Source organism: Sulfurospirillum tamanense (assembly GCF_016937535.1).
Lineage (GTDB): Bacteria > Campylobacterota > Campylobacteria > Campylobacterales > Campylobacteraceae > Sulfurospirillum_B > Sulfurospirillum_B tamanense.
Map to the genome: position 1 here is coordinate 1 of NZ_JAFHKK010000016.1, position 20,116 is coordinate 20,116.

The window sequence follows — 20,116 nt, forward strand, 5'->3', positions numbered from 1 at the left end:
CCCTATGGCAAACTCATCTGCATGAAGCTTGTAAATTACACAAGAATCTTTTACAGATTGTGCTATTCTTAAAGCAAGGGCCTTTAAAACATAATCCCCAAACATGTCACCGTAACTATCATTAATAAAATGAAATTCATCGATGTTTAAAAGCACTATTGTTTCCAAAAAACCATCGCTTTCCAAATCATGTAGTAACTTATTGCGGTTTGGCAACCCCGTCAAATCGTTATAAAACAAACGCTTATTCATCTCTTCCGATTGCAGAAAAATTTGATTTTCCAGTGTTTTTGCCTGATCTGCCATCTGCTCAACATGAGAAGATATTTTTCCCAACTCATTACTAGGCGAATCAAGTTCGACCCTACACATCTTTAGCAAAGCACTGATTGGCCTATACATTGACATGAACATAAGAATAGCCAAAAGCACCAAGACCAAAGAGCTTATCCAAAGAAAAATTTTAAAAAACCTTTTTTTCTCCTCAAGCTCATCTTGTGTTGATTTCAAAGAAGCACTTTCGTTTTTTACAATGCTCTGTTCCAAATACTGGCTAATAGCAGCTATTTTTTTAACTTGCAAAGCATCAAGCCCTTCGTTGATGCTTTGCGGCAACCTCTTCAATACAAACTCCATTAAAGAGTGCGCATCAGGGCTTCTTATGGCTATCTCCAAAGAAAGTTCATGCAATTTACCTACCAGTGAGCCAGAGGTTTCTTCCGAAACAAAAAACCCCTGTTCATAAAAAAAACCTTCTTGCAATGCGCGTATTTCTTGATCAATAGAGGCGATTTTATTTCGTACCTGCCTATAGTACTCAACCTTTTGCGTATATTGTGCATAGGCATTTTCTAGGTCGTTTGCATAGCTCGCCCTAACAAAAAAGACAATTATTATTGCCGTAAGCAACCCTAAAAATTTTTCCCTTAACGACACCGTATTCCTTTGCATTCGACTAGGTTTTAAATTTCCCGAGAGTTTCATTTAGCTGTTCTGTCATACTACTAAGATGATTAGCTGCACTTGCAATCTCCTCCACACTTCTTGCGTTTTGGCTTGAGATGTCATTGGACTCCAAAATTTTAGTAGAAACAGTATTGATTTTACTGGCTGTTTCTTTGTATTCATTTACTAATACTTCATTGGTTTTAGTAGCATTATCCATAACAGTTACTGTGCTTAGAATTTTTTCCTCAACAGACTTACTTACATCCGAAAGGGCTTCGATGGAGCGTGAGTTTTCTGTCATCTCCTCGCTTGCTTGCACAATAGCTTGTAAAATTACATTAATGGTGGCATTGATTTCATTGAGGGATTTTTGCGTACGCTCTGCCAATTTTCGTACTTCATCAGCCACTACCGCAAACCCGCGTCCATGGTCTCCTGCTCTTGCTGCTTCGATGGCTGCATTAAGCGCCAAGAGATTTGTTTGGTCGGCAATATCTGCAATAATCTCAAGAATGCTTTGAACCTGCTGTGCATCACTATTGAGTTGGCTTATTTTGTGGGCCAGTTCAACCTCTGTGGCGGCACTATTTTTAACTTTTAATGCTAGTTCTTGAATATGTTTTTGGGCACTTTTAAGTTCGGTATTTGCTACCAATATTTCCTCTCTTGATGCCTCAGCTTTTTGGATTGAAGTTTTAATATCCTCGCCAAGCTCCTTTGTTACCGAGGTAGTTTCCAAAATAAGCGTAGTGGAGTCCTCTACGCGCTTTCCCACCTCCAAAGAGGTTGCCGAAAGCTCATGAGCAACCGAAGAGTTTTCACTGGATAGGTTTTTTGATAGTGCAATAATACTTCTAATTTTTTCTATAAACCGATTAACCTCCTTGCTTGCCTCGGAGATTTCATCGTGTTTTTCGTCCGCCAACTTCTTTGTCAAATCTCCTTCTCCGCTAGCTAACTCGCTTGCATAGTGTTTCATTTGCATTAAAGGAGACAAGCCTCGCGTGATGCCAATATACAACAAAAACAAAGAAGCCAAAATACCAAAAACGCCTATGCTAATAAATTTTTTCAATAGCTCATCAAGGGGGCCTGAGAGCTCACTGTGCGGGACTACAGCTAATAAAATATAAGGTGTTCCAGAAATCCTTTTAAAGTAGTAAATCTTTTTTTCATGACCATGAAGCTGCAAAATCTCCATTCCATGCTCTTTGGATGTAATGGCCTCTTTAAGCACATGCAGCTTTAGCTCATCAAGAGTTTTGCCCAGTATTTTATCGCTTGGATGAATAATAACTTTTCCATCCGTTTGCACAAGCACCATATAGCCACTACCCATAGGCTTGGCTGATTGGATAACTTTATCAACATCAGCAGTTCTGATTTCAGAAGAGATAACGCCAATGGGCTTGTTGTTTTTCATGATTTCCCTGTTGACAGAGATAAACCGCACCAAGTTACCGCTCATCTCCCTGTACTCTTCTGGCCCATGGATGGTTGCTTTTCCGGTTCCAATGGTATTAACATACCAAGGTTGTTTAACAGGGTCATACCCCTCTTCCCACCAACCAGTAGTATCAAAATATTCCCCATTTTCCAGCGCCCCAAAAACCCCATAAATCCCCATGGTATCTTTAGCCTGCCGCATGTGCTTAAGGTAGGTTTCTTTGTCGTATTCCCCCAGTCCCGAGAGCACGCTAGCCAACATGCTTACCACATCTTTTTTGGTGCTAATAAACCCTGCTATATTCTCAGCAAAGGGCAATACTTCACTTTTAAGCTCAGCTTCGACTTGCTCCAAAGTCTTTTCCTTGATACCCACATAGCCCACATAGCTCAATGCCACAATCACAATGGCTGTCAGCAAGGATGCCATGGTGAGTATTTTTGTCTTTAGCTTCATACTTAGTCCTTAAAGTTATAATAAATATTTAAGGCGGTAATATACTAAAAAACCGACTGCGATGTATTGTAAAAAAGCGAACTTTACAGCGACAATACCAAGGAAAAACGCGTGCTAACCTACCAAGAGCTAATGCCCATCACCAAAGAGATTGCAACATATGTACACTTGTACTCTTTTTCTCAAGGGGTTTTGGACGAACCCCATGCCAAATACATCACCCGAGCATTTCCCACGTTTTTAATACAGTTTTATTTTGAATTTGAAGGAGGTTTGGCGGAGATAGAATCAAACGGGGAAAAACTCCCCATCCCAAGAAATGGCTACATTAACGCCTGCTCAACCCAATGGATAGACATTTTCCAAACCCAAAGCAACAGCACAAAACGGCACGTGAAAAATTTTAAAATAGACCTCTACCCCCACGTACTTTTTGAAGTCTTTGGCATTTCACCCTTGGAACTTTCTTTGCTAGAGGGAAGCCTAAAAGAAGTTTGGGGCGAGGGGTATGACTCTTTATATCGCGCACTTGAAGAAAAGCAGAGCGCCTTGGACATGGTGCATGTTTTTGAAAAATATTTTATAAAAAAACTCAAAAACAACCCCCAAAAAAAGCCTTTTAGTCCGCCTGTGTTTTTCCAACAACATGCCTCACTAAAAGACCTCTCACAAACTCTTGGCTATTCAGAACGGTGGATACAAAAATACCACATGGAGGTCTTTGGGGTCTCCTTTAAAAAAGCACAAGGCGTATTGCGGTTTTTTAAAACCATCCAAAGCATCTCTTTACATGTAAAGACAAACTCTCCTTTAAACCTAACGCACCTTGCTTACGAAAGCGGCTACTTCGACCAAGCCCATTTTATTAAAGAATTTAAACGCTATGCGGGCATGACACCGACAGAATACGTGCGCCAAAAATTTGGCACAAGTGTTTTGTTTTTTTGGTAATTATTCGTTTTTTTACAAGACAAAGCTGTCTGTAAAAACTATAATTTCGCATTTTTACAAAGGTTGCGAATATGCTTGAGTCGCAAAGGCTTCTTTCCTCTCACCCTCTATTGAGTCACTATATTCATTCTTACACCTCCTCTATTGGTACACTACAAGACCAAGAAGGGAAGTTTTTAGCTAGGGCCTACCCCACCATCATGACCCAATTTATTTTTGAGTTTTTTGGAGAAACCAACGAGATACACATGAACGGGATTTTAGAGAAAGACGAGAGGCTTAAGGTTGAGTCAGGAACATACGTAAAAGTTGGACTTCATTCTTGGATTGATATTTACAGACTTCCTGCCAAAAAAGCAAGGGCTGAGAAATTTTTTAAAGTGGATCTATACCCTCATGCATTACTTGAGATTTTCAATATCTCCCCCAAGGAACTCATCGGAGCTTGGGATATTAAGCTTGCCGATATTATTGGGGCTAGCACAACCTCTTTGCTTTGCAAGAAGCTTTGGGAGTGTGCCACAGGCAAGCAAATGGTAGATGTTTTCGAGCATCACATGACAGAAATTCTTTTGAAAAACACAAAAAAAGTATCTCACTACCCTTTTAGCATTTTTAGTAAAATGAACAAATGGAGCAATGCTTCATCGGTAGAAGTTGCTCGTAAAATGGGCTATTCGGAGCGGTGGGTGCAAAAAAAATGTCACGACATGACAGGCATGTCCCTAAAGCAGATGCAGGGCAATTTGAGGTTTCTCAAAGCACTTAGTATTATACACCAGACACTTTTTTCACAAAACCCTAAAAAATTGACACACATCGCCTCTGAGTGCGGGTACTACGACCAAGCCCATTTTGCAAAAGATTTTAAGAAATATGCCGGCGTTTCGCCCATGCAATACATGTACCATCTTATGCGCTCTAGCAATCAATACCAAATCTACCTCTGCGACATACACTCTTCTGCCTCTAAATCTCTCCACAGCGCAAAGTCTTTTTCTACTCAGAAAATTATAGTTGATTTGGATTTTAATACATTTTAGATTATTCGCCTTTTTACAATACAACTTTTTTAAAAACCTATACAATCTCCCATAAAAAAGGATTTTTATGCGATACATTACCGCACTTACGGCTCTTTCTTTGGCCTATTCATCCAGCGTGGCTTTTGATGAACTCCAATTGGGCTTAGTTGGATTTGCTGATAGCAAGCCCTATAAGAGTGTTTCAAGTGAGGCGCAATTATTTCCGTTCATCAAAGCACGCTATGGAATGGTCTATTTTGAAGGGTTGGACTTTGGCGTAGATGCTTGGGAAAATGAACGCGTTGCGCTCAAAGCTGGCATCTCCTTGGGGACTTATGGCTACAAGGCCAAAGATGGCGCTTATCTTTCAGGCATGAAAACCAAAAGGCCATCACTTGATGGTGATTTTAGAGCAAAAGTTACCCTAAGCAAGACTTCTTACCTCACAATTCGCCTAAGTCCTGATATTTCAAACCAGCACAACGGCTATGGCGCTTCTGCGCAATACACCAACGTCCTTTTTCAAAAAGACGCCCACCATCTAAGCGGGTTTATCAAGGCTGAATACCTAAGTGACAAGAAGGCAGATTATTATTTTGGTGTAGCGTCCAAAGAATCTTCAGCTGAACGCAAAGCCTACAAGGTGGGCAATGCAATCAATCCCTCCGTTGGCATCAACTATGCATATGCGTTATCCAAGCACTGGACATTTTTGGGTGGTGTGAAGTATGTGCATTTGGATAGCACTATCTACAAAAGCCCTCTAGTGGAAGACCATGAGGACATTTCGGCTTATCTTGGTTTCATGTATCGGTTTTTTTAACTTGCGACAGATGTTTAGGCTAATTAAGGAGATTCTTTTATGCAAAAAAGCGACACGTATAGGCCGTTATTATATTTCACAGTTACATTTTTTGTAACATTTTTGTTTTGGTTTTTGGGTGCATTTTTAAGCCACCAAGAAACCAACCATCCGTTTTATATGCCTTTGATGTTAAGCGGGCTGATTGCCCCTTTTGTTATCGGGCTTCTTTTTTTGTATCGGCTTGACATTAGGGCTAAGTTGGATTTTTATGAGCGTATTTATAGCCTTAGGCGCATTCGCCCTGTGATGCTTTTTGCATTTTTAATTCCACCCCTTTCAATGCTTTTGGCCATTACTTTGTCATTGCTTTTTGGGGGAGAGGTTTCACAGTTTGCCAAAGCAGAAGATTTTTCTTTTGAGTTCCTTGTACCCGCCCTAACGCTTCTTATTTTGGCCGCAACCTTTGAAGAACTCGGGTGGCGTGGGTACGCTTTTGATAGTTTGGCGGCAAAGTTTAATCTCTTTGGCGCGTCTTTGGTTTTTGGTGTACTCTGGTCAGCGTGGCATTTTCCTCTTGTGTTTGTCAAAGACTCCTACCAGTATCAATTGCTTCAAGAAGACATATGGCTAGGTGTAAATTTTTTTATCTCTATTGTTCCTTTGGGGGTAATTCTTAGCTGGGTGTGCGTTAAAAACAACAAAAGTATTCTCATTGCGATTTTATACCATCTTTTTATCAACCTTTCCCAAGAGATGTTTCAAGTGGAGCAAAGCACAAAGTGCATCCAAACCGTTGTCTTGTTTTTTATAGCAGGAGGCATTGTGTGGTGGGACAAAAAGTTATTTTTTAGACTTTGAGAATCGTGGTTCTTTTTAAACATCTTAATATTTAGGAAAAGTATGAAACATGTTGTTATTGTCAATGGCTCCTACCGTGCAGGCGGGGTGTGCGATCAAGTGGTTAACGTCGCTATTGACGCCCTTGAGAGCCAAGCTATGTCCTACACGCTTTTTACTCTAAGAGAACAAACACTTCATTTTTGCACCAATTGCCGTTTGTGCGCCCAAGAAAAAGGTGAATCGCCAGGCAAATGTGTTTTAAACGATGACCTCAGCAGCATGGTTGACTCTCTTGAAAAAGCCAGCCATTACATCCTCATCTCTCCTACAAATTTTGGAACCGTTACGGCTATTTTTAAACAATTTTTAGAACGTCTCATGGTGTATGGGTACTATCCGTGGGGAAAAGGAGCGCCCAGTTACCGCAAAAAAAAGCTTGACAAAAAAGCTTTGATTATCACCTCTTGCGCAGCACCTTCTTTTTTTGGTTTCTTTTTTCAGACTCGTACGCTGTTAAAAAAGTGCACTAGAGTGCTTGGTGCAAAAGTCGTAGCAAGTCAGACCATTGGCCTGTGCTCCAAAGATAAAGAATACAAACTCACCGCCAAAGAGATTTATTCTCTCAAGCGTCACACCAACACAATGTTATTAGGCAGCTAAAAAGCCTTACATGTAAGGCTTTTACAACAACCGCTCATCCAGCAGCTTTGCCAAGGCTTGGCTGTCGTTTTGCTCGGTTTGAGCAGCGTAGTTTTCTAGCTTGGTTAACAGCGCACAGGGGAGGTAGAAACTAGCAAAACATTCGCCCTCTTCTGTGGCTTTTCGAGCTTCATACTCTTTTTGCACACGGCGTTTGAGTGTTTCATCGATGGGGGAGCGCATGGATTTGTATTCTACTAATTTTCCCTCTTTATATACCCCTGAAACTTCCGCGTACACCCAGTAAAAGCCGCCATCCTTGCGGAGGTTTTTGACCACCCCTTGCCACAATTCTTCGCGCTTAAGCGTGGCCCAAAGAGAAGCAAATACCGAACGAGGCATGTCAGGATGGCGCAAGAGATTGTGCGGTTTGCCCACTAATTCTTCTATTTCGTAGCCACTCACCCGCGCAAAAACATCATTGGCATAGGTGATGGTTCCTCGCAAATCCGTTCGCGACACAATGAGCTCATTTTCAGGCACTTGGGTTTCCACAAAAGCGTCGTGTCCTCGCATAACTTCCTCCTAAATCTCTTTCTTTTTTAAATCTCCGTGATACCTGATGTCTTCCGCGCGCAAAGAGTCATCTCTTAATACTTCTGGCACAGGGTCTTTGTCTGCAAACTTCGCGCGTTCACGGTCTAGTTCATCTTCGCTGTACGCCATCATCATGTCTGCATTGACCACATGGCTCGTGGCTTTGATTTGCTTAAATTTCCCAATCTCCTCTTCAATCCCCTCACCTTCGACTGTCAGGATGATTTTTCCCATCTCTTTATCGTGAAAGTGGTAGTCGCAGTAGTCGCATTTTTTGAAAGTATCTACAAGAGCCTCAATGTGCTCCACCTTGGCTTGTACAACAATACTTGAAACATTCATGGCAATCTCCATAACATAATATAAGGGTCATCGCTTCCACTAACCAACGTTTTTTCATCTACAAAAACGATGGTATTCATAGTACTGCGTTGCCCTTTAAGGGTATAGCGCTGGGTTTTGGTTTGCAGGTCAAACACCGCAATGGCATTGTCTTCTGTAAACGCCCACGCCCCAAGGATACTGCTGGGGCTAAGCGCCCCTGCATAAATCAAAAAATCCGCATTAACCCGCTCAAACCTTCCGCTGGCCCGTTCGTAAATAATCCCCCTTCTGTCTTGTCCTGCGGTTAAGATACGCTCTTTTTTAAAATCGACTTTATACACATTGTCCACATTGCCACCCTTGTAGGTTTGCAATACTTCACCCATCATCACATCCACCAAGGCAATCTCCCCAGACTCATCGCTCGTAACCGCAAGGGTTTTGCTTTCATTAAGGGCAAAATCTGAAAAATGGGACTGGTTAATTTGAAACCGATACACCGTTGCCTTTTTCTGGACATCGTACAACATCAGTTCGTTGCTCATCAGCCCCAACAGCACTTGCTTAGGACTGATGAACTTTGCTTTTTTGATCATCAGTTGTGCGCTTGCATCAAGCACTCGCTCTTTCACTCCTTCGCGCACAATATACAACTCGCGAAAACTCCCCTGTGTTTGAACCACTGCCAAAAACGTGCTTCCATTGCGCAACACGTCCACGCTGTACACTTTAGCACCCAGCGGATTTCCCATAAAATCCTCAATCCCATCAAAAACCACTGCCGTTTCTTGAACTTTGGCCTCAAGGTCAAACACCTCAATGCTTCCCGCATCCGTCCCTGCAATAATGCGCCCCTCTTGTACTACAATGTCCAACACATTGCCCTGCGCTTTAAACACATGAGAAGGGGCTACTTCTTGCCCAAAAAGCAAACCAACAATCCCCAGCAAACACAATCCGATTTTTTTCACACTTCCCTCCTTTGTATGCGCACGGCATCCACAGGACATACCCCATAGCAAAACCCGCACGCCGTACACACATCCCCCGCAACCACGGGTCGATACAACCCAAAAAAGGTAATAGCACCCACCGCGCATACATCTTTACATGTAGCGCACACCACGCCATTCCATGCCAAACACGTTGCGGTTTCTATGCGCACCTGCGCGCTTATTTTCGCTTCGTTTTCAAGGCTTAAAACACCTTTTGGGCAAGCATGGGCGCACGCTTGACAAAAGGTGCATCCTGAATTTTTAAAAACCAACACAGGCATTCCCTGTTCGTCTTTTTGAATAACCGCTTCTTCACAAACAGCAACACAAGGCGCATCCACGCAACTGGGGCACTCTTGGTGAAAAAGTTCCTCCGCGCCACCATAGGGCGGTCTTAGGGGTAGGGTTTTGGAGCGCAGGGCAAGGGATGCAAGCATCCCCCGCCTAGACATATCTGCCACAGTTAAATCCCGTCGTTTAAGACATCAAGCAAATTAGAACTCGTTGCTCCACCCTCTTCACTTCTAAATACCGAAGTAAAGCGATTGGGAACAATAAGCGCATTGTCAGATTGGGGCGCATGGCAAGCTGTACATGTATAGCGATCCATGCTTAGCCCTTCTCGCTCGTGCACCACAACAATGATGTCAGAGGTGTTTGCTACGGGCTTGCCATCTTTTTTGAACTCACCGCCAACGTATTGGGTCAACGGACGAAAAGATGCCAAGTGCGAAGCAGGAACTGGCGTTGCAGCAACCGCTTCGGCCATAGCTGGCATGTGGCAGTCCATGCACATGTTCATCTCTTTGGTGATGTCAAGCATACCTTCCACGTCATGGGGAATCATCGGCGGCACATTTTCAAAAGAACGCGCAAAGACCTTAGATTCGCCGGGGGCCGTCTTGGCATAGTTTGTGGCGTCTGCTGTGGTTTTATCCTCAGCATACAATGAGGTCTGACGAAGCCCCATCTCATCTTCACTAACAGCCTGTTGTGTCACTGCACATCCTGTGACAATCAAAGCCCCAAGGGCTAGGCCAAAAAGAACAATTTTTTGTTTCAACATACTCTACTCCTGTTGATTTTGATGAATATAGCGACGCACGCCAAAAGAAAGGGCGTCGTCTTCACATACTTCCACACATCGACCGCAGTTAATGCACTCACCCATCGTGATAGCACCACTACGCTTTCCAACGATTTCTAACACTGGCTTTTCAGGGCAAATATCTTTGCATTTCATGCACAAGGTGCAGTTTGGCTGATGGTGTATGACGCGCACAAAACTAAATCTACCCAAAAGGGCATAAAATGCCCCAAGGGGACACACATGTCCGCACCATCCGTTTTTGAGAGCAAAAAGGTCAAACAAAAAGATGCTAAGCACCGCGGCAAACCCCATGCCAAAGCCAAAAATAATCCCCCGATGCAAGATCCCAATGGGACTTACCATTTCAAATGCCCCAACACCTGTGGCAAAAGAAAGCACAAGGGCTAGACCCAAAAGCCAGTAGCGTACGCTACGCCCTAGCCAAACCTTTCGTTCTGTTTTATCTAGCAACAAAATACGGCGCAAAAAGTTGGCAAGGTCAGTAACCAAATTCATAGGACAAACCCACGCACAAAATCCTCTACCCCCAACAAGTCCATAAAACAGAACGATAATCACCGCCCCAAGCAATGCGCTTGAAGCCACCCAAGCCCCTGTGGCAAAAATCTGCATCAGCGCAAAAGGGTCTGCTAAAGGAATCACGCCAAAGACAAGTGAACTGCTAAGGTTTCCCTGTAACACGGTCCAGCCGTACACACTTCCTGCCACATACAAGGCTAAAAGCCCACCTTGGGTAAGGCGTCTTGCCACCATAAAACGATGGCGCTTAAGAAAATCAATCATCCAAAAGCCCTCCCTCGTTTAGATACTGTTGTGGACTTAACTTGCTTCGGTTGGTCACGGTTGTCTCAAGCCCTTCTAGGTGCTCTACGCGCTGCACATCTTTAGCATCCCATCCTTTGATGTAATGCTTTCCAACGTCCCCTTGCGCAAGGGCATGAGGACGCACAAAAATGGCAGGTTTTTCCGTCACACAGGCCCGTTCACACAGCCCACACCCCGTACACGCATCACTGCTTACGACAGGAATCAAATAGGCATGTTTGCCTGTGCGCTCATTGCGTCGGTACTCTAGCTTAATGGCACTATCCATCACAGGACAGGCACGGTAGCACGCATCGCATTGGATTCCCCAATACGCAATACACGACTCCATGTCTACCACCGCTAGGCCCATTCTGGCTTTTTCGATAGCCCACTGCTTCTCACCTTTTTCAATAACCGAAATCCCCTCCTCGCTTAGCGCCCCTGTAGGGCACACAGGCATACAAGGAATATCAACACACATGTAGCAAGGCGTGTCTCTTGGGATAAAATAAGGCGTGCCTAATGGCTTTTGCGTTCCTGGCGTTGCAAGCATCAAGGTGTCATAAGGACAGGCTGCTACGCACTGTCCACACCGAATACACAGCTTCAAAAAATCCGCCTCAGCGCGCGCTCCAGGAGGTCGCAAAAGCAAAGGTGCCGCCTTTGCCTCCACAAGGTACCCTGTCCACACCATCCCTCCCAAAGCGGACAAACCCACACTCTGCGCCATCAAGGAAAGAAACTTTCGGCGTTCGGTGATTGTTCGCTTTGTTTGATTGCTCATGGTTTTTCCTTAAGCTTTATAAATTTTTACGGCGCATTTTTTATAGTCTGTCTCGCCTGAAAGCGGACATGTCGCATCAAGGCATACCTTGTTGATGAAAACCTTCTCATCAAAAAATGGTACATAAATAAGCCCTTTTGGCGTTTTGTTTCGGCCTCTAGTTTCCACCCGTGCTTTGACTTTACCACGACGGCTCTCTACCCATGCAAGGTCACCTTGCTTAAGGCCATACTTTTGCGCATCTTCACTGCGCATAAAGCACAGCGCTTCAGGCACAGCACGGTAAAGCTCAGGCACACGCATGGTCATCGTACCACTGTGCCAATGCTCCAACACGCGCCCTGTACACATCCAAAGAGGATACGCAGTGTCTGGCATTTCGGGGGGATCCATGTAAGGACGGGCAAAAATTTTGGCTTTGTTCTTGAGTCCTTTTGCTGTCGTATCTGTCACACCACGCAAATCTCCTTGCTGCAACGCTTTAGCCAACGTGCCATAAAAGGCAAATTCGCCTGAATTTTCTTTGCGCGCATACGGGTCATACTTGGCATTAAAGCGCCATTGGGTTTCTTTACCATCCACCACGGGCCACTTCAAACCACGCACGCGGTGGTAGGTGTCAAAGTCTGCGAGGTCATGCGCCTTGCCTCGCCCAAAGTAGGCGTATTCTTCAAAAAGGTACTTGTGAATGTTAAAGCCATATCCTTTCCACGGCTTACCATCACTTCCAAGCACATTGCGGCTATCGCCCTTTGATTCGGTGTCATCATATCCTTCGCCCACAGGGTCGTTGGCGGAGAATTTCTTGGCACGTTCATTGCCAAAGAGGATTTCAAACATCGTAGTGTCTTCGGTGTAACCCATGGCTTTGGCTTTGTCTATCATGCTTTCGAGTTTTTGTCCGCCACGCAAGGTGTACTCACCCCACGCGTCCTTGACCGTAAAACGCTTAGAAAGCTCTACCCATTGCCATGTATCACTCATAGCCTGCCCAACAGGAAGGACTTGCTGCTTCCATAACTGGGTTCGGCGTTCGGCGTTTCCGTACCCGCCCCATTTTTCATATATCATCGCTGAGGGCAAGATAAGGTCGGCCACTTTGGCTGAGATACCCGGATACGCATCCGAACACACGATGAAATTATCCATTTCACGTGCCGCCTTAATCCAGTGGTTTGCATTGGCAGTAGTGTGAAAAATGTTACACACATTCACCCACGCGAATTTCACCACGCCATCTTCAATGTCACGAAAAATTTTCATGATGTGTTGGTTGCCTACAGGGTTTAGCGTTCCCTCAGGAATTTTCCACACGTTTTCTACTACTTGGCGGTGCTTTGGATTGGCTGTCATCATGTCCGCAGGAAGTCGGTGGGTAAAGGTACCTACCTCTCTAGCTGTTCCACACGCACTGGGCTGTCCGGTGAGTGAAAACGCGCCGCTTCCTGGCTTTGACTGCTTGCCAAGCAAAAAGTGAATGTTGTACGCAAGGGTATTAACCCATGTGCCACGAATGTGTTGGTTCATGCCCATCGTCCAAAACGAGACAACTTTGCGGTCTTTTTCGATGTATAAATTGGCTAATTCTTGGAGTTTGGCTTTGTAGCTTTCCAAAGACTCATCAGGATTTCCTTTGGAAATCTTGGCCACATAATCTAGCGTGTAAGGTGCAAGAAATTTTTTGTACTCTTCAAAAGAAATCTCCCAGTGCTTCAAGCCCGCAGGCTTATGTTCCATCACGTCGCCCTCTTTATAGCCAAAAGGCTCAAGGGATGGGGCTTCTTTGGCCGAGACGATGGTTTTCATCTCTTTGCCGACGGTTTCCATTTCCAAAGCGCTGTATTTGCCCTCTTTGATGGACTTTTCATCACTGCGACGCATGCCGTAGCCAATATTCACAGGCTGTGAAGCAAAAACGATGTATTTGTTTACAAAATCCCAATCAATAGCCTCGGGGTGGTTGTACACAATCTCTCTGGCAATGTAGTTAAAAATGGCCAAATCGGTACTGGGTGAGAAAATAATCTCTGTATCAGAAAGGTCAGACCCTCGGTGGGTGTAAGTAGAAAGGTTGATGACCTTGACGCGCTCTGGTGCGGTAAGTTTGCGATCGCTGACGCGTGACCAAAGAATCGGATGCATCTCCGCCATGTTTGCTCCCCATGTGACGATGGTATCGGTGAGTTCAATGTCATCATAACAGCCCGCTGGCTCATCAATCCCAAAGGTTTGATAAAACCCAACAACCGCCGAAGCCATACAATGGCGCGCGTTGGGGTCAATGGCGTTTGAACGAAACCCGCCTTTCATCATCTTTTGCGCCGCACAGCCTTCCATGATGGTGTACTGGCCTGAAGCAAACACGCCTACGCCCTCGGGGCCACTTTCTTTGAGGGCACGTTTGATGTTTTTTTCCATTTCATCAAAAGCACGCTCCCATGAAATGGGACGGAACTTGCCGTTTTTATCAAACTCGCCTTTGTCGTTGGTGCGCAAAAGTGGCTGGGTTAACCGGTCAGCGCCGTACATGATTTTGGCATTAAAGTAGCCTTTGATGCAGTTAAGGCCACGGTTCACAGGAGCCGCTGGATCACCTTTGACTGCTACAATCTTTCCTTCTTTAGTCGCAACCATGATCCCACAACCGGTACCACAGAAACGACACACAGATTTATCCCAACGCCACCCCGACTCTGCTTGTGCAGCGGCCGCGCGCGCCTCGCTGGGAACACTAATACCTACAGCAGCCGCAGCAGTAGCAGCAGCCGATGTTTTGAGAAAGTCTCTTCGTGAAAGGGACATGAAAACCTCCTGGTTTTTGGGTTACGGCACATTGTAACCTTTAGCCAAAAGGCAAAGCTATGACTTAAGTCAAGCCCTCCTATGCTCTTCCAATACTTTTAAGGGGAAACACTAGAAATCAGCGGGTTTGCTTGGCATTGTGCGCCAAGGACGCAAGATTATCCTTGAGCTTGTTGAGCATATTTGAAACATTCATCAAGCTCTCAGTGGATTCGATAGCAATGTCTTCGGTGGCATTCATGCTGTGGCCCAGTTTTTTGCGTGTCTCTTCATCAATCACTAAATCCCGCAATGCTTCTTCAACGTTTTCTGCCAACGCTTGCAATTCACCGATAGAGTTTTCCGCGCGTTTGATGGCTTCTTCGGAAGAGCGCATCGCCACACTTACCTTGCCAACATACGCTTGCAAATACGAAGAGGCTTCTTGAAGTTCAGTCTCCATACCTTCGGGCACCGAAACAGTTTCGGGTGTTGCCCCTTCAATGTTGGCCAAACGTTTAGCGCGATCTACAAATCGGTCGATGTTAGACACCATGTCGCGAACCAAAACAAAGGTGTATAAAATAACCACCATTGCCATAATCCCAATAAAAAAGAGGCTATTAACCAAGAGTTGGTTTTTATTTTCACTATGCTCAGTGTAGAGCCATACTGCTTCGTCCATGTTGTCTAAAATACGTACATTATTGCGGTTTACATAAGCAATGGAGGCATTTATAGCACGCTCCACTTCTAGTAAATGGGTCACATAAGTCTCAAATTCACCCCAATACTGCTGTAAATGCACCACCGCCCCGTGCACGTCGGGGTGGCCTTGGATGGTCGCATCTTGCGCAAACATAGTGAGGGTTTCATCGTATAAGGCCTTTGCGTTGACAAATAAAAAATAATCCTCCCGATTGTCTGTGCGCAAATACCGCTCTATAAACAACCCCATGCGCTGGGAGAGCATCCGTTGGCGGCCTGAGAGGTCGATATATACCCCCTCCAAGTTCTTGGCGACCATCTCTTGTACGATTTTATCAGACATATTCAAAAGCAATTCAATGCGTTTACTGAGCACCTCTTTGTCGCTCTTGACACTCAAAATTCCTTTTTTAACGCTTTCGAGCTCTTCTTTAAAAGGCCCCCAGCCTTTGGCAACTTCTTCCAACTTGTTCTCAATTACACTGTTTTGAGGTGCATAAATTCCCCGATCAGAGTTGCCAAAGCGCAGGTCGTTGAGGTTGTTTTCAAACAACTCCATCGCCCCATCAAGTTGGCGAAAATCGTGGCTGTCGCGGTGACGTAAAAAGAAAATTTCTTTACTCATTTTTTGGGTGAGCATCCGTTGCTTGCCCGCAATGTTAATGATAAGCGAATCTTTTTTAGACTTTTCGTTCATGGCAACCACAAGGCCGATGATGAGAAAAATCATCAACGAAAGCAAGCCGCCAACAATGCGCAGTTTGGTGCTAATGCGTGAGGGTTTCATTCCCAGTTCCTATTCATAAATTTCTCTTAACGCGTTTTCGTCGCGGATAATAACACAGTTTTTTTCGATTGCAATCACGCCGTTGCGCTCTAGTTTTTTCAAAATGCGTGAAAGGGTTTCGGGCTGAATGTGTAGCATGTAGGCAATTTCGTGTTTTTTGAGGGTATTAAAATTTTCCAAATCACTCACAATCATGTGCGCCACTTTGGCTGAGCCATCAAATACTACGTCGCGGTTGATGATGCACTGAAGTTGAGAAATAGCCCGAAAAGACTCTTTTAATATGCGTTGCATAAGTGCGGGTGTGGCTTTTAGCACCGCACGAAATGCCTCGCTCTCAAAAGACAATACTTCGCTATCTTGGGTAAATTCTGCGTTGGCATAGCAGACAAAACAGTGGTCTTGGCAGATTTTTGCCACATCAAACACCAAGGTGTTAGCACCCAAATGGTAAAGGAAAATTTCATTATCGTAACGGTCAACTTTGTAAAATTTCACTCCGCCATATACAATAAAATGCAAATAAGGGTCTTCTTCTTTTTCATAATAGAGGGTCTCGCCGCTAGCATGGTGGGAGATCTTGCAACAGGCGCACAACTGCTGCAAGATAGACTCATCTAGTCCTGAAAAAAGAGAGATCGAATCTAAGAAAACAGGAGAGATTTGACTTTGCATTATGCTCCTTATTGTTCGTGCCTTATTGTAGCAAAATGCTTTTATGCTTTACATGTAAAGCTTATTTTTCTTCAAAAACTGTCTCTTCAAGTATAATTTTATACACATACCCTGAGCCAAAATCTTTATCCACGCTCACTTTTCCCTTGGCAATTACAATGTCGCCCACTTCTGGCAATGCCAAGGAAGTAGCCACAATGCGCCCTACTTCATCTCCTGTGCCTGTGCCATCTTGCAAATGAATCCAGTTTTTACCCATAATATTTTGCGATGCTTTGACAACTTTTGCGCGAATCTCCACGGTTTTTCCTGCGTATTCTTTGCGTTTTTCCATAGCTTCTTGGATGCTCAAAGTTCCCTTTTGCGCGTAGGGTGATGTAGCAACTTTTTCGGTGATAAAAGCCAAATGTTTTGCCTCGTCTTCTTGGGTGCGGTACTGAAAATCGCTGGTAAAAATCACATCTTCAAAGGTTTGCCCTAACGCCTTGCTCTCGTACGTGGGCATCGCGATTTCCTCTTTGAAACGCATCCACGCCCCCACAGGCAAATTACTACGTGGCGTCACCACCCAATACTGACGCGCACCATTTTGAATGCCATAATACGTATAGCTTCCCGCATGCAACACATGATTTACCTGCGCTTCGTGAATTTTTGCCTCAGAAGCAAAAGCGACACAAGCGCCAAGAAACAGACCCGCAAGGGTTTTTTTAAAACTATTTTTCATGTTATTCCTTGTTGATATAAGATTGATTTTTATAGGCTGCCCCAGCCAACACGGCCACCGCGCCCAAGATTCCAAATACCCACGCAGGAAGAGGCACAGGGTCCCCTGTGGCATACGAATGCAATCCTGCGAGGTAAAAATTTACCCCAAAATAGGTCATTAAAATCGACCCAAAGGAGAGAAGAGAGAGAAGGGAAAAGCTAAACACACTGTAAAGCTTTGGTAAAAACCGCCAGTGCACCACAAGGGCATACAAAAGAATGGATACAAAAGTCCACGTCTCTTTGGGGTCCCATCCCCAATACCGCCCCCACGACTCATTAGCCCAAATACCACCAAGAAAATTCCCGATAACCAAAAGCGTCAAGCCAATGATGAGCGCGATTTCATTCACCCACGCCAAATACGCCACATTTTTTTGCTTTACATGTAAAGGTTTGGCTAAGGCCAACAGGAGCAAACTCATGGCGCCCAAAAGAGCCCCAACGCCCAAAAATCCGTAACTTGCCGTAATAACAGAAACATGTACGCTAAGCCAAAAAGAGTGTAGCACAGGCACCAAAGGAGTGATTTGAGGATCAATGTTCCCCAAATGTGCCACCAACATAAAAATACCTGCGAGTAACAACGCCGCGCTTAATCCAAAAAACGAACGGCGAAACAGCACAAGCCCCGCGAGCGCGCACGACCACGCGATGTAGACGATGGACTCGTAGGTATTGCTCATAGGAATAAACCCACCCACATACCACCGCAACACAATCCCGCCAATATGCGCCACAAACAACGCCGCCAACGTGCCAAAGAGCGCACGGTGCAACCATGTTTTTGGGCGATTGCCCCCAAGATACACAAAAGCCAAAACCAAACTCAACACCCCAAGCCCCACATACCACCCAATCAAGCGGGGGAAAATCCCCAAGCGATTAAGCCACAACTCTGCATGAATGCGGGCAGAGCTCAACAAGTAAGGCTCTCCAAATGTTTTGGCGTAAGTTGCAATTTCATCCAAAGGCTCCATCGCTCCTGCGTAATCGCGGGCAAACACACGATCCATGAATCGCTGGGTCGCACGGTGCATACCGTGGGCTTTTTGAGCCCACATGGCATCCATACTCAGCCACGGAGCGTGTACATCTTCGGGGTCTGGAAAAAACCGAAACAACGCCCCATAAAAGCTCATAATAGCCACATTCAACCGCTCATCCACGCGAATCAACTCTTTTTCATAAGTGCCACGGTTGGCGGGTCTGGTTTGGTGGGCTTGGTGGACCAAGACTTCCAACTTATACACATTACCCCGAAAAAAATCTTCAAATTTCGCTAAAGAGGTCTCTGGGGATAAGCCAATAAGTTCTTTAACTTTAGGGTCTTTTACCTTAATGAGGGGTAGGCGTTTCCAAAGGCGTTGATGGGTGAGCATCCCTAGCACCACTTGGTTAGCACTCATGCCAAAGTAAGTCTCTTTTCCCGTAAGTTTGCGCAAAATCTCGCGGTTGAGTGTGTCCATGGGCTTCATGCGCCCCGCACGCGTTTGCACTACTAGCTCCCCAAACGCTTGGGCCAGAGCCACAGAGCCTTTTTTATGCTCCTCCAAATAGAGCTCTTCGTAGGTTTGGGCTTGCAAGGGCGCGCTAAGGGTAAACAACAGCAACACACCAAGGGCGGCTTCGTGGGCACGCACTTTAGCCATGAGCGTACGCACCCGTGAGCGCGGGTCCAAAAGGTTCCATATCAGGCCTAAAAACAAGAGTCCATACCCTGCGTACGTGGGCCATTTACCAGGGTCTTTATTGACCCACAAAATGCTTCCGTGTTCATCATAAGAGCTTTGGTAAAAAGTGTATCCCTTAAGACGCAAAGGGGCGTTCATGCCGACGGGGTAACTTTGGCCTTCAATACGTACCTGGCTACTGTATGTCGCGGGCGAAGCGCCTCCGGGGTAATAGACAATCTCAAATTCTTCAAGTTCCACCGCAAAAGGTAGGGGCACAAAAGCTGCACCATACGAAAGCGCTACATGCATGTCGCCGAGGGTAAAAATCATCGGTTCTGCCATTCTTAAGGCGTATTCCTCTAGGTGCACACGGCGCGTAATGTCTTTATAAAACAACTCCATCTCAAGGGTCGCCTTAGTCGCTAAACCTTTTTTTTCAATCTCCACACGCTTTACATGTAAACGTACTTTTTGGCCCTCAAATTCGACACTTTTGCCAAAGGAGTTATACCATGCGTTTGCAGTATAGGCAAAGGCATGGGTTTGGGTTTTTCCTTCTTTATTTAAGGTCAAAGCAATGCTGTTTTGCGCACTTAAAAAGCCTTGAACCCTCTCGCCCTGGGGCAAGTTTAGCACCCCTTCCACACCAAAATACCGCGTCAATGCCGCGCCTAGTATGATAAGCACAAAGGCTCCGTGAAAAAGAAAACGTGGCACGTGGCGCACCATGCGTGTTTTGAGCATCACAGCCACCATGTTGAGACACAACAGCGCCAAAAGCAACTCAAACCACCACGCTTCATACACCCCCACGCGCGCGGTGGATGTGCCATAATCATTCTCTACAAAAGTCGCCACACCTGCACTTATTCCAAGAGTTAAAAACAACACTAGCATCAACCAAAAAGAACCTACTATGCGTTTTACCATTTGCTCGCTTTCATTTTTAGCACTTTTTAGCTTTACATGTAAAGCTAAAAACTACACTATCC

Annotated in this window: 19 protein-coding genes; 5 read left to right on the plus strand and 14 right to left on the minus strand. The window is 45.0% G+C overall.

Annotated elements, in window-relative coordinates; all coding sequences use genetic code 11:
• On the minus strand, window positions 1-984 hold a 984-nt coding region (locus JWV37_RS07890), incomplete at its 3' end, for a diguanylate cyclase domain-containing protein (RefSeq protein WP_205459249.1).
• Window positions 956-2,851: a methyl-accepting chemotaxis protein gene (locus JWV37_RS07895; RefSeq protein ID WP_205459250.1), complete on the minus strand. Its 1,896-nt coding sequence runs from the start codon at window positions 2,849-2,851 to the stop codon at window positions 956-958. The genes JWV37_RS07895 and JWV37_RS07890, both read right to left, overlap by 29 nt.
• A gap of 111 nt (window positions 2,852-2,962) precedes the next feature.
• Here JWV37_RS07895 and JWV37_RS12930 point away from each other — a divergent pair, with 111 nt between their 5' ends.
• The 5 genes from JWV37_RS12930 to JWV37_RS07920 all read left to right on the plus strand — a co-directional run bounded on the left by JWV37_RS12930 (window position 2,963) and on the right by JWV37_RS07920 (window position 7,132).
• Window positions 2,963-3,802, plus strand: a complete 840-nt coding sequence (locus JWV37_RS12930) for a helix-turn-helix domain-containing protein (protein ID WP_205459251.1) — start codon at window positions 2,963-2,965, stop codon at window positions 3,800-3,802.
• Between the two features lie 110 nt (window positions 3,803-3,912).
• Window positions 3,913-4,845, plus strand: coding sequence for a helix-turn-helix domain-containing protein (locus JWV37_RS07905; RefSeq protein WP_205459252.1), 933 nt, complete (start codon window positions 3,913-3,915; stop codon window positions 4,843-4,845).
• Window positions 4,846-4,912: 67 nt separating this feature from the next.
• Complete coding sequence (locus tag JWV37_RS07910) at window positions 4,913-5,650, plus strand: MipA/OmpV family protein (protein WP_205459253.1); 738 nt, start codon at window positions 4,913-4,915, stop codon at window positions 5,648-5,650.
• Window positions 5,651-5,752: 102 nt separating this feature from the next.
• Entirely contained in the window at window positions 5,753-6,490 is a 738-nt protein-coding gene (locus tag JWV37_RS07915) for a CPBP family intramembrane glutamic endopeptidase (RefSeq protein ID WP_205459254.1), read from the plus strand.
• A gap of 42 nt (window positions 6,491-6,532) precedes the next feature.
• The gene (locus tag JWV37_RS07920) at window positions 6,533-7,132 is read left to right on the plus strand and encodes a flavodoxin family protein (protein ID WP_205459255.1); all 600 of its coding nucleotides are present in this window, start codon (window positions 6,533-6,535) and stop codon (window positions 7,130-7,132) included.
• Window positions 7,133-7,153: 21 nt separating this feature from the next.
• Here the strand turns inward: JWV37_RS07920 and JWV37_RS07925 are convergent, their stop codons facing one another.
• The 12 genes from JWV37_RS07925 to JWV37_RS07980 form a co-directional block, all read right to left on the minus strand.
• Window positions 7,154-7,687 (minus strand): PAS domain-containing protein, encoded by a 534-nt coding sequence (locus JWV37_RS07925; RefSeq protein WP_205459256.1) that lies wholly within the window; start codon window positions 7,685-7,687, stop codon window positions 7,154-7,156.
• Between the two features lie 9 nt (window positions 7,688-7,696).
• The gene (locus JWV37_RS07930) at window positions 7,697-8,050 is read right to left on the minus strand and encodes a chaperone NapD (RefSeq protein ID WP_205459257.1); all 354 of its coding nucleotides are present in this window, start codon (window positions 8,048-8,050) and stop codon (window positions 7,697-7,699) included.
• Window positions 8,047-9,003, minus strand: a complete 957-nt coding sequence (locus tag JWV37_RS07935) for a WD40 repeat domain-containing protein (protein WP_205459258.1) — start codon at window positions 9,001-9,003, stop codon at window positions 8,047-8,049. The genes JWV37_RS07930 and JWV37_RS07935 overlap by 4 nt, the downstream gene beginning before the upstream one ends.
• On the minus strand, window positions 9,000-9,464 hold the full coding sequence (locus JWV37_RS07940; RefSeq protein ID WP_205459259.1) for a ferredoxin-type protein NapF: 465 nt from the start codon (window positions 9,462-9,464) through the stop codon (window positions 9,000-9,002). Before JWV37_RS07940 ends, JWV37_RS07935 begins: the two co-directional genes overlap by 4 nt.
• A 26-nt stretch (window positions 9,465-9,490) precedes the next feature.
• Window positions 9,491-10,093, minus strand: a complete 603-nt coding sequence (locus tag JWV37_RS07945; RefSeq protein ID WP_205459260.1) for a nitrate reductase cytochrome c-type subunit — start codon at window positions 10,091-10,093, stop codon at window positions 9,491-9,493.
• A 3-nt stretch (window positions 10,094-10,096) separates the two neighbouring features.
• Window positions 10,097-10,921 (minus strand): quinol dehydrogenase ferredoxin subunit NapH, encoded by an 825-nt coding sequence (gene napH, locus JWV37_RS07950; protein ID WP_205459261.1) that lies wholly within the window; start codon window positions 10,919-10,921, stop codon window positions 10,097-10,099.
• On the minus strand, window positions 10,914-11,729 hold the full coding sequence (gene napG / locus JWV37_RS07955; RefSeq protein ID WP_205459262.1) for a ferredoxin-type protein NapG: 816 nt from the start codon (window positions 11,727-11,729) through the stop codon (window positions 10,914-10,916). The genes napH and napG overlap by 8 nt, the downstream gene beginning before the upstream one ends.
• A 9-nt stretch (window positions 11,730-11,738) precedes the next feature.
• Entirely contained in the window at window positions 11,739-14,531 is a 2,793-nt protein-coding gene (gene napA, locus JWV37_RS07960) for a nitrate reductase catalytic subunit NapA (RefSeq protein ID WP_205459263.1), read from the minus strand.
• A gap of 118 nt (window positions 14,532-14,649) precedes the next feature.
• Window positions 14,650-16,005 (minus strand): type IV pili methyl-accepting chemotaxis transducer N-terminal domain-containing protein, encoded by a 1,356-nt coding sequence (locus tag JWV37_RS07965; RefSeq protein WP_205459264.1) that lies wholly within the window; start codon window positions 16,003-16,005, stop codon window positions 14,650-14,652.
• A 9-nt stretch (window positions 16,006-16,014) separates the two neighbouring features.
• A complete protein-coding gene (locus tag JWV37_RS07970) occupies window positions 16,015-16,680 on the minus strand; it encodes a Crp/Fnr family transcriptional regulator (protein WP_205459265.1) in 666 nt (221 codons plus the stop codon).
• Window positions 16,681-16,741: 61 nt separating this feature from the next.
• A complete protein-coding gene (locus JWV37_RS07975; protein WP_205459266.1) occupies window positions 16,742-17,407 on the minus strand; it encodes a hypothetical protein in 666 nt (221 codons plus the stop codon).
• A gap of 1 nt (window position 17,408) precedes the next feature.
• Complete coding sequence (locus JWV37_RS07980) at window positions 17,409-20,054, minus strand: cytochrome c biogenesis protein (RefSeq protein ID WP_205459267.1); 2,646 nt, start codon at window positions 20,052-20,054, stop codon at window positions 17,409-17,411.
• Window positions 20,055-20,116 lie beyond the last annotated feature (62 nt).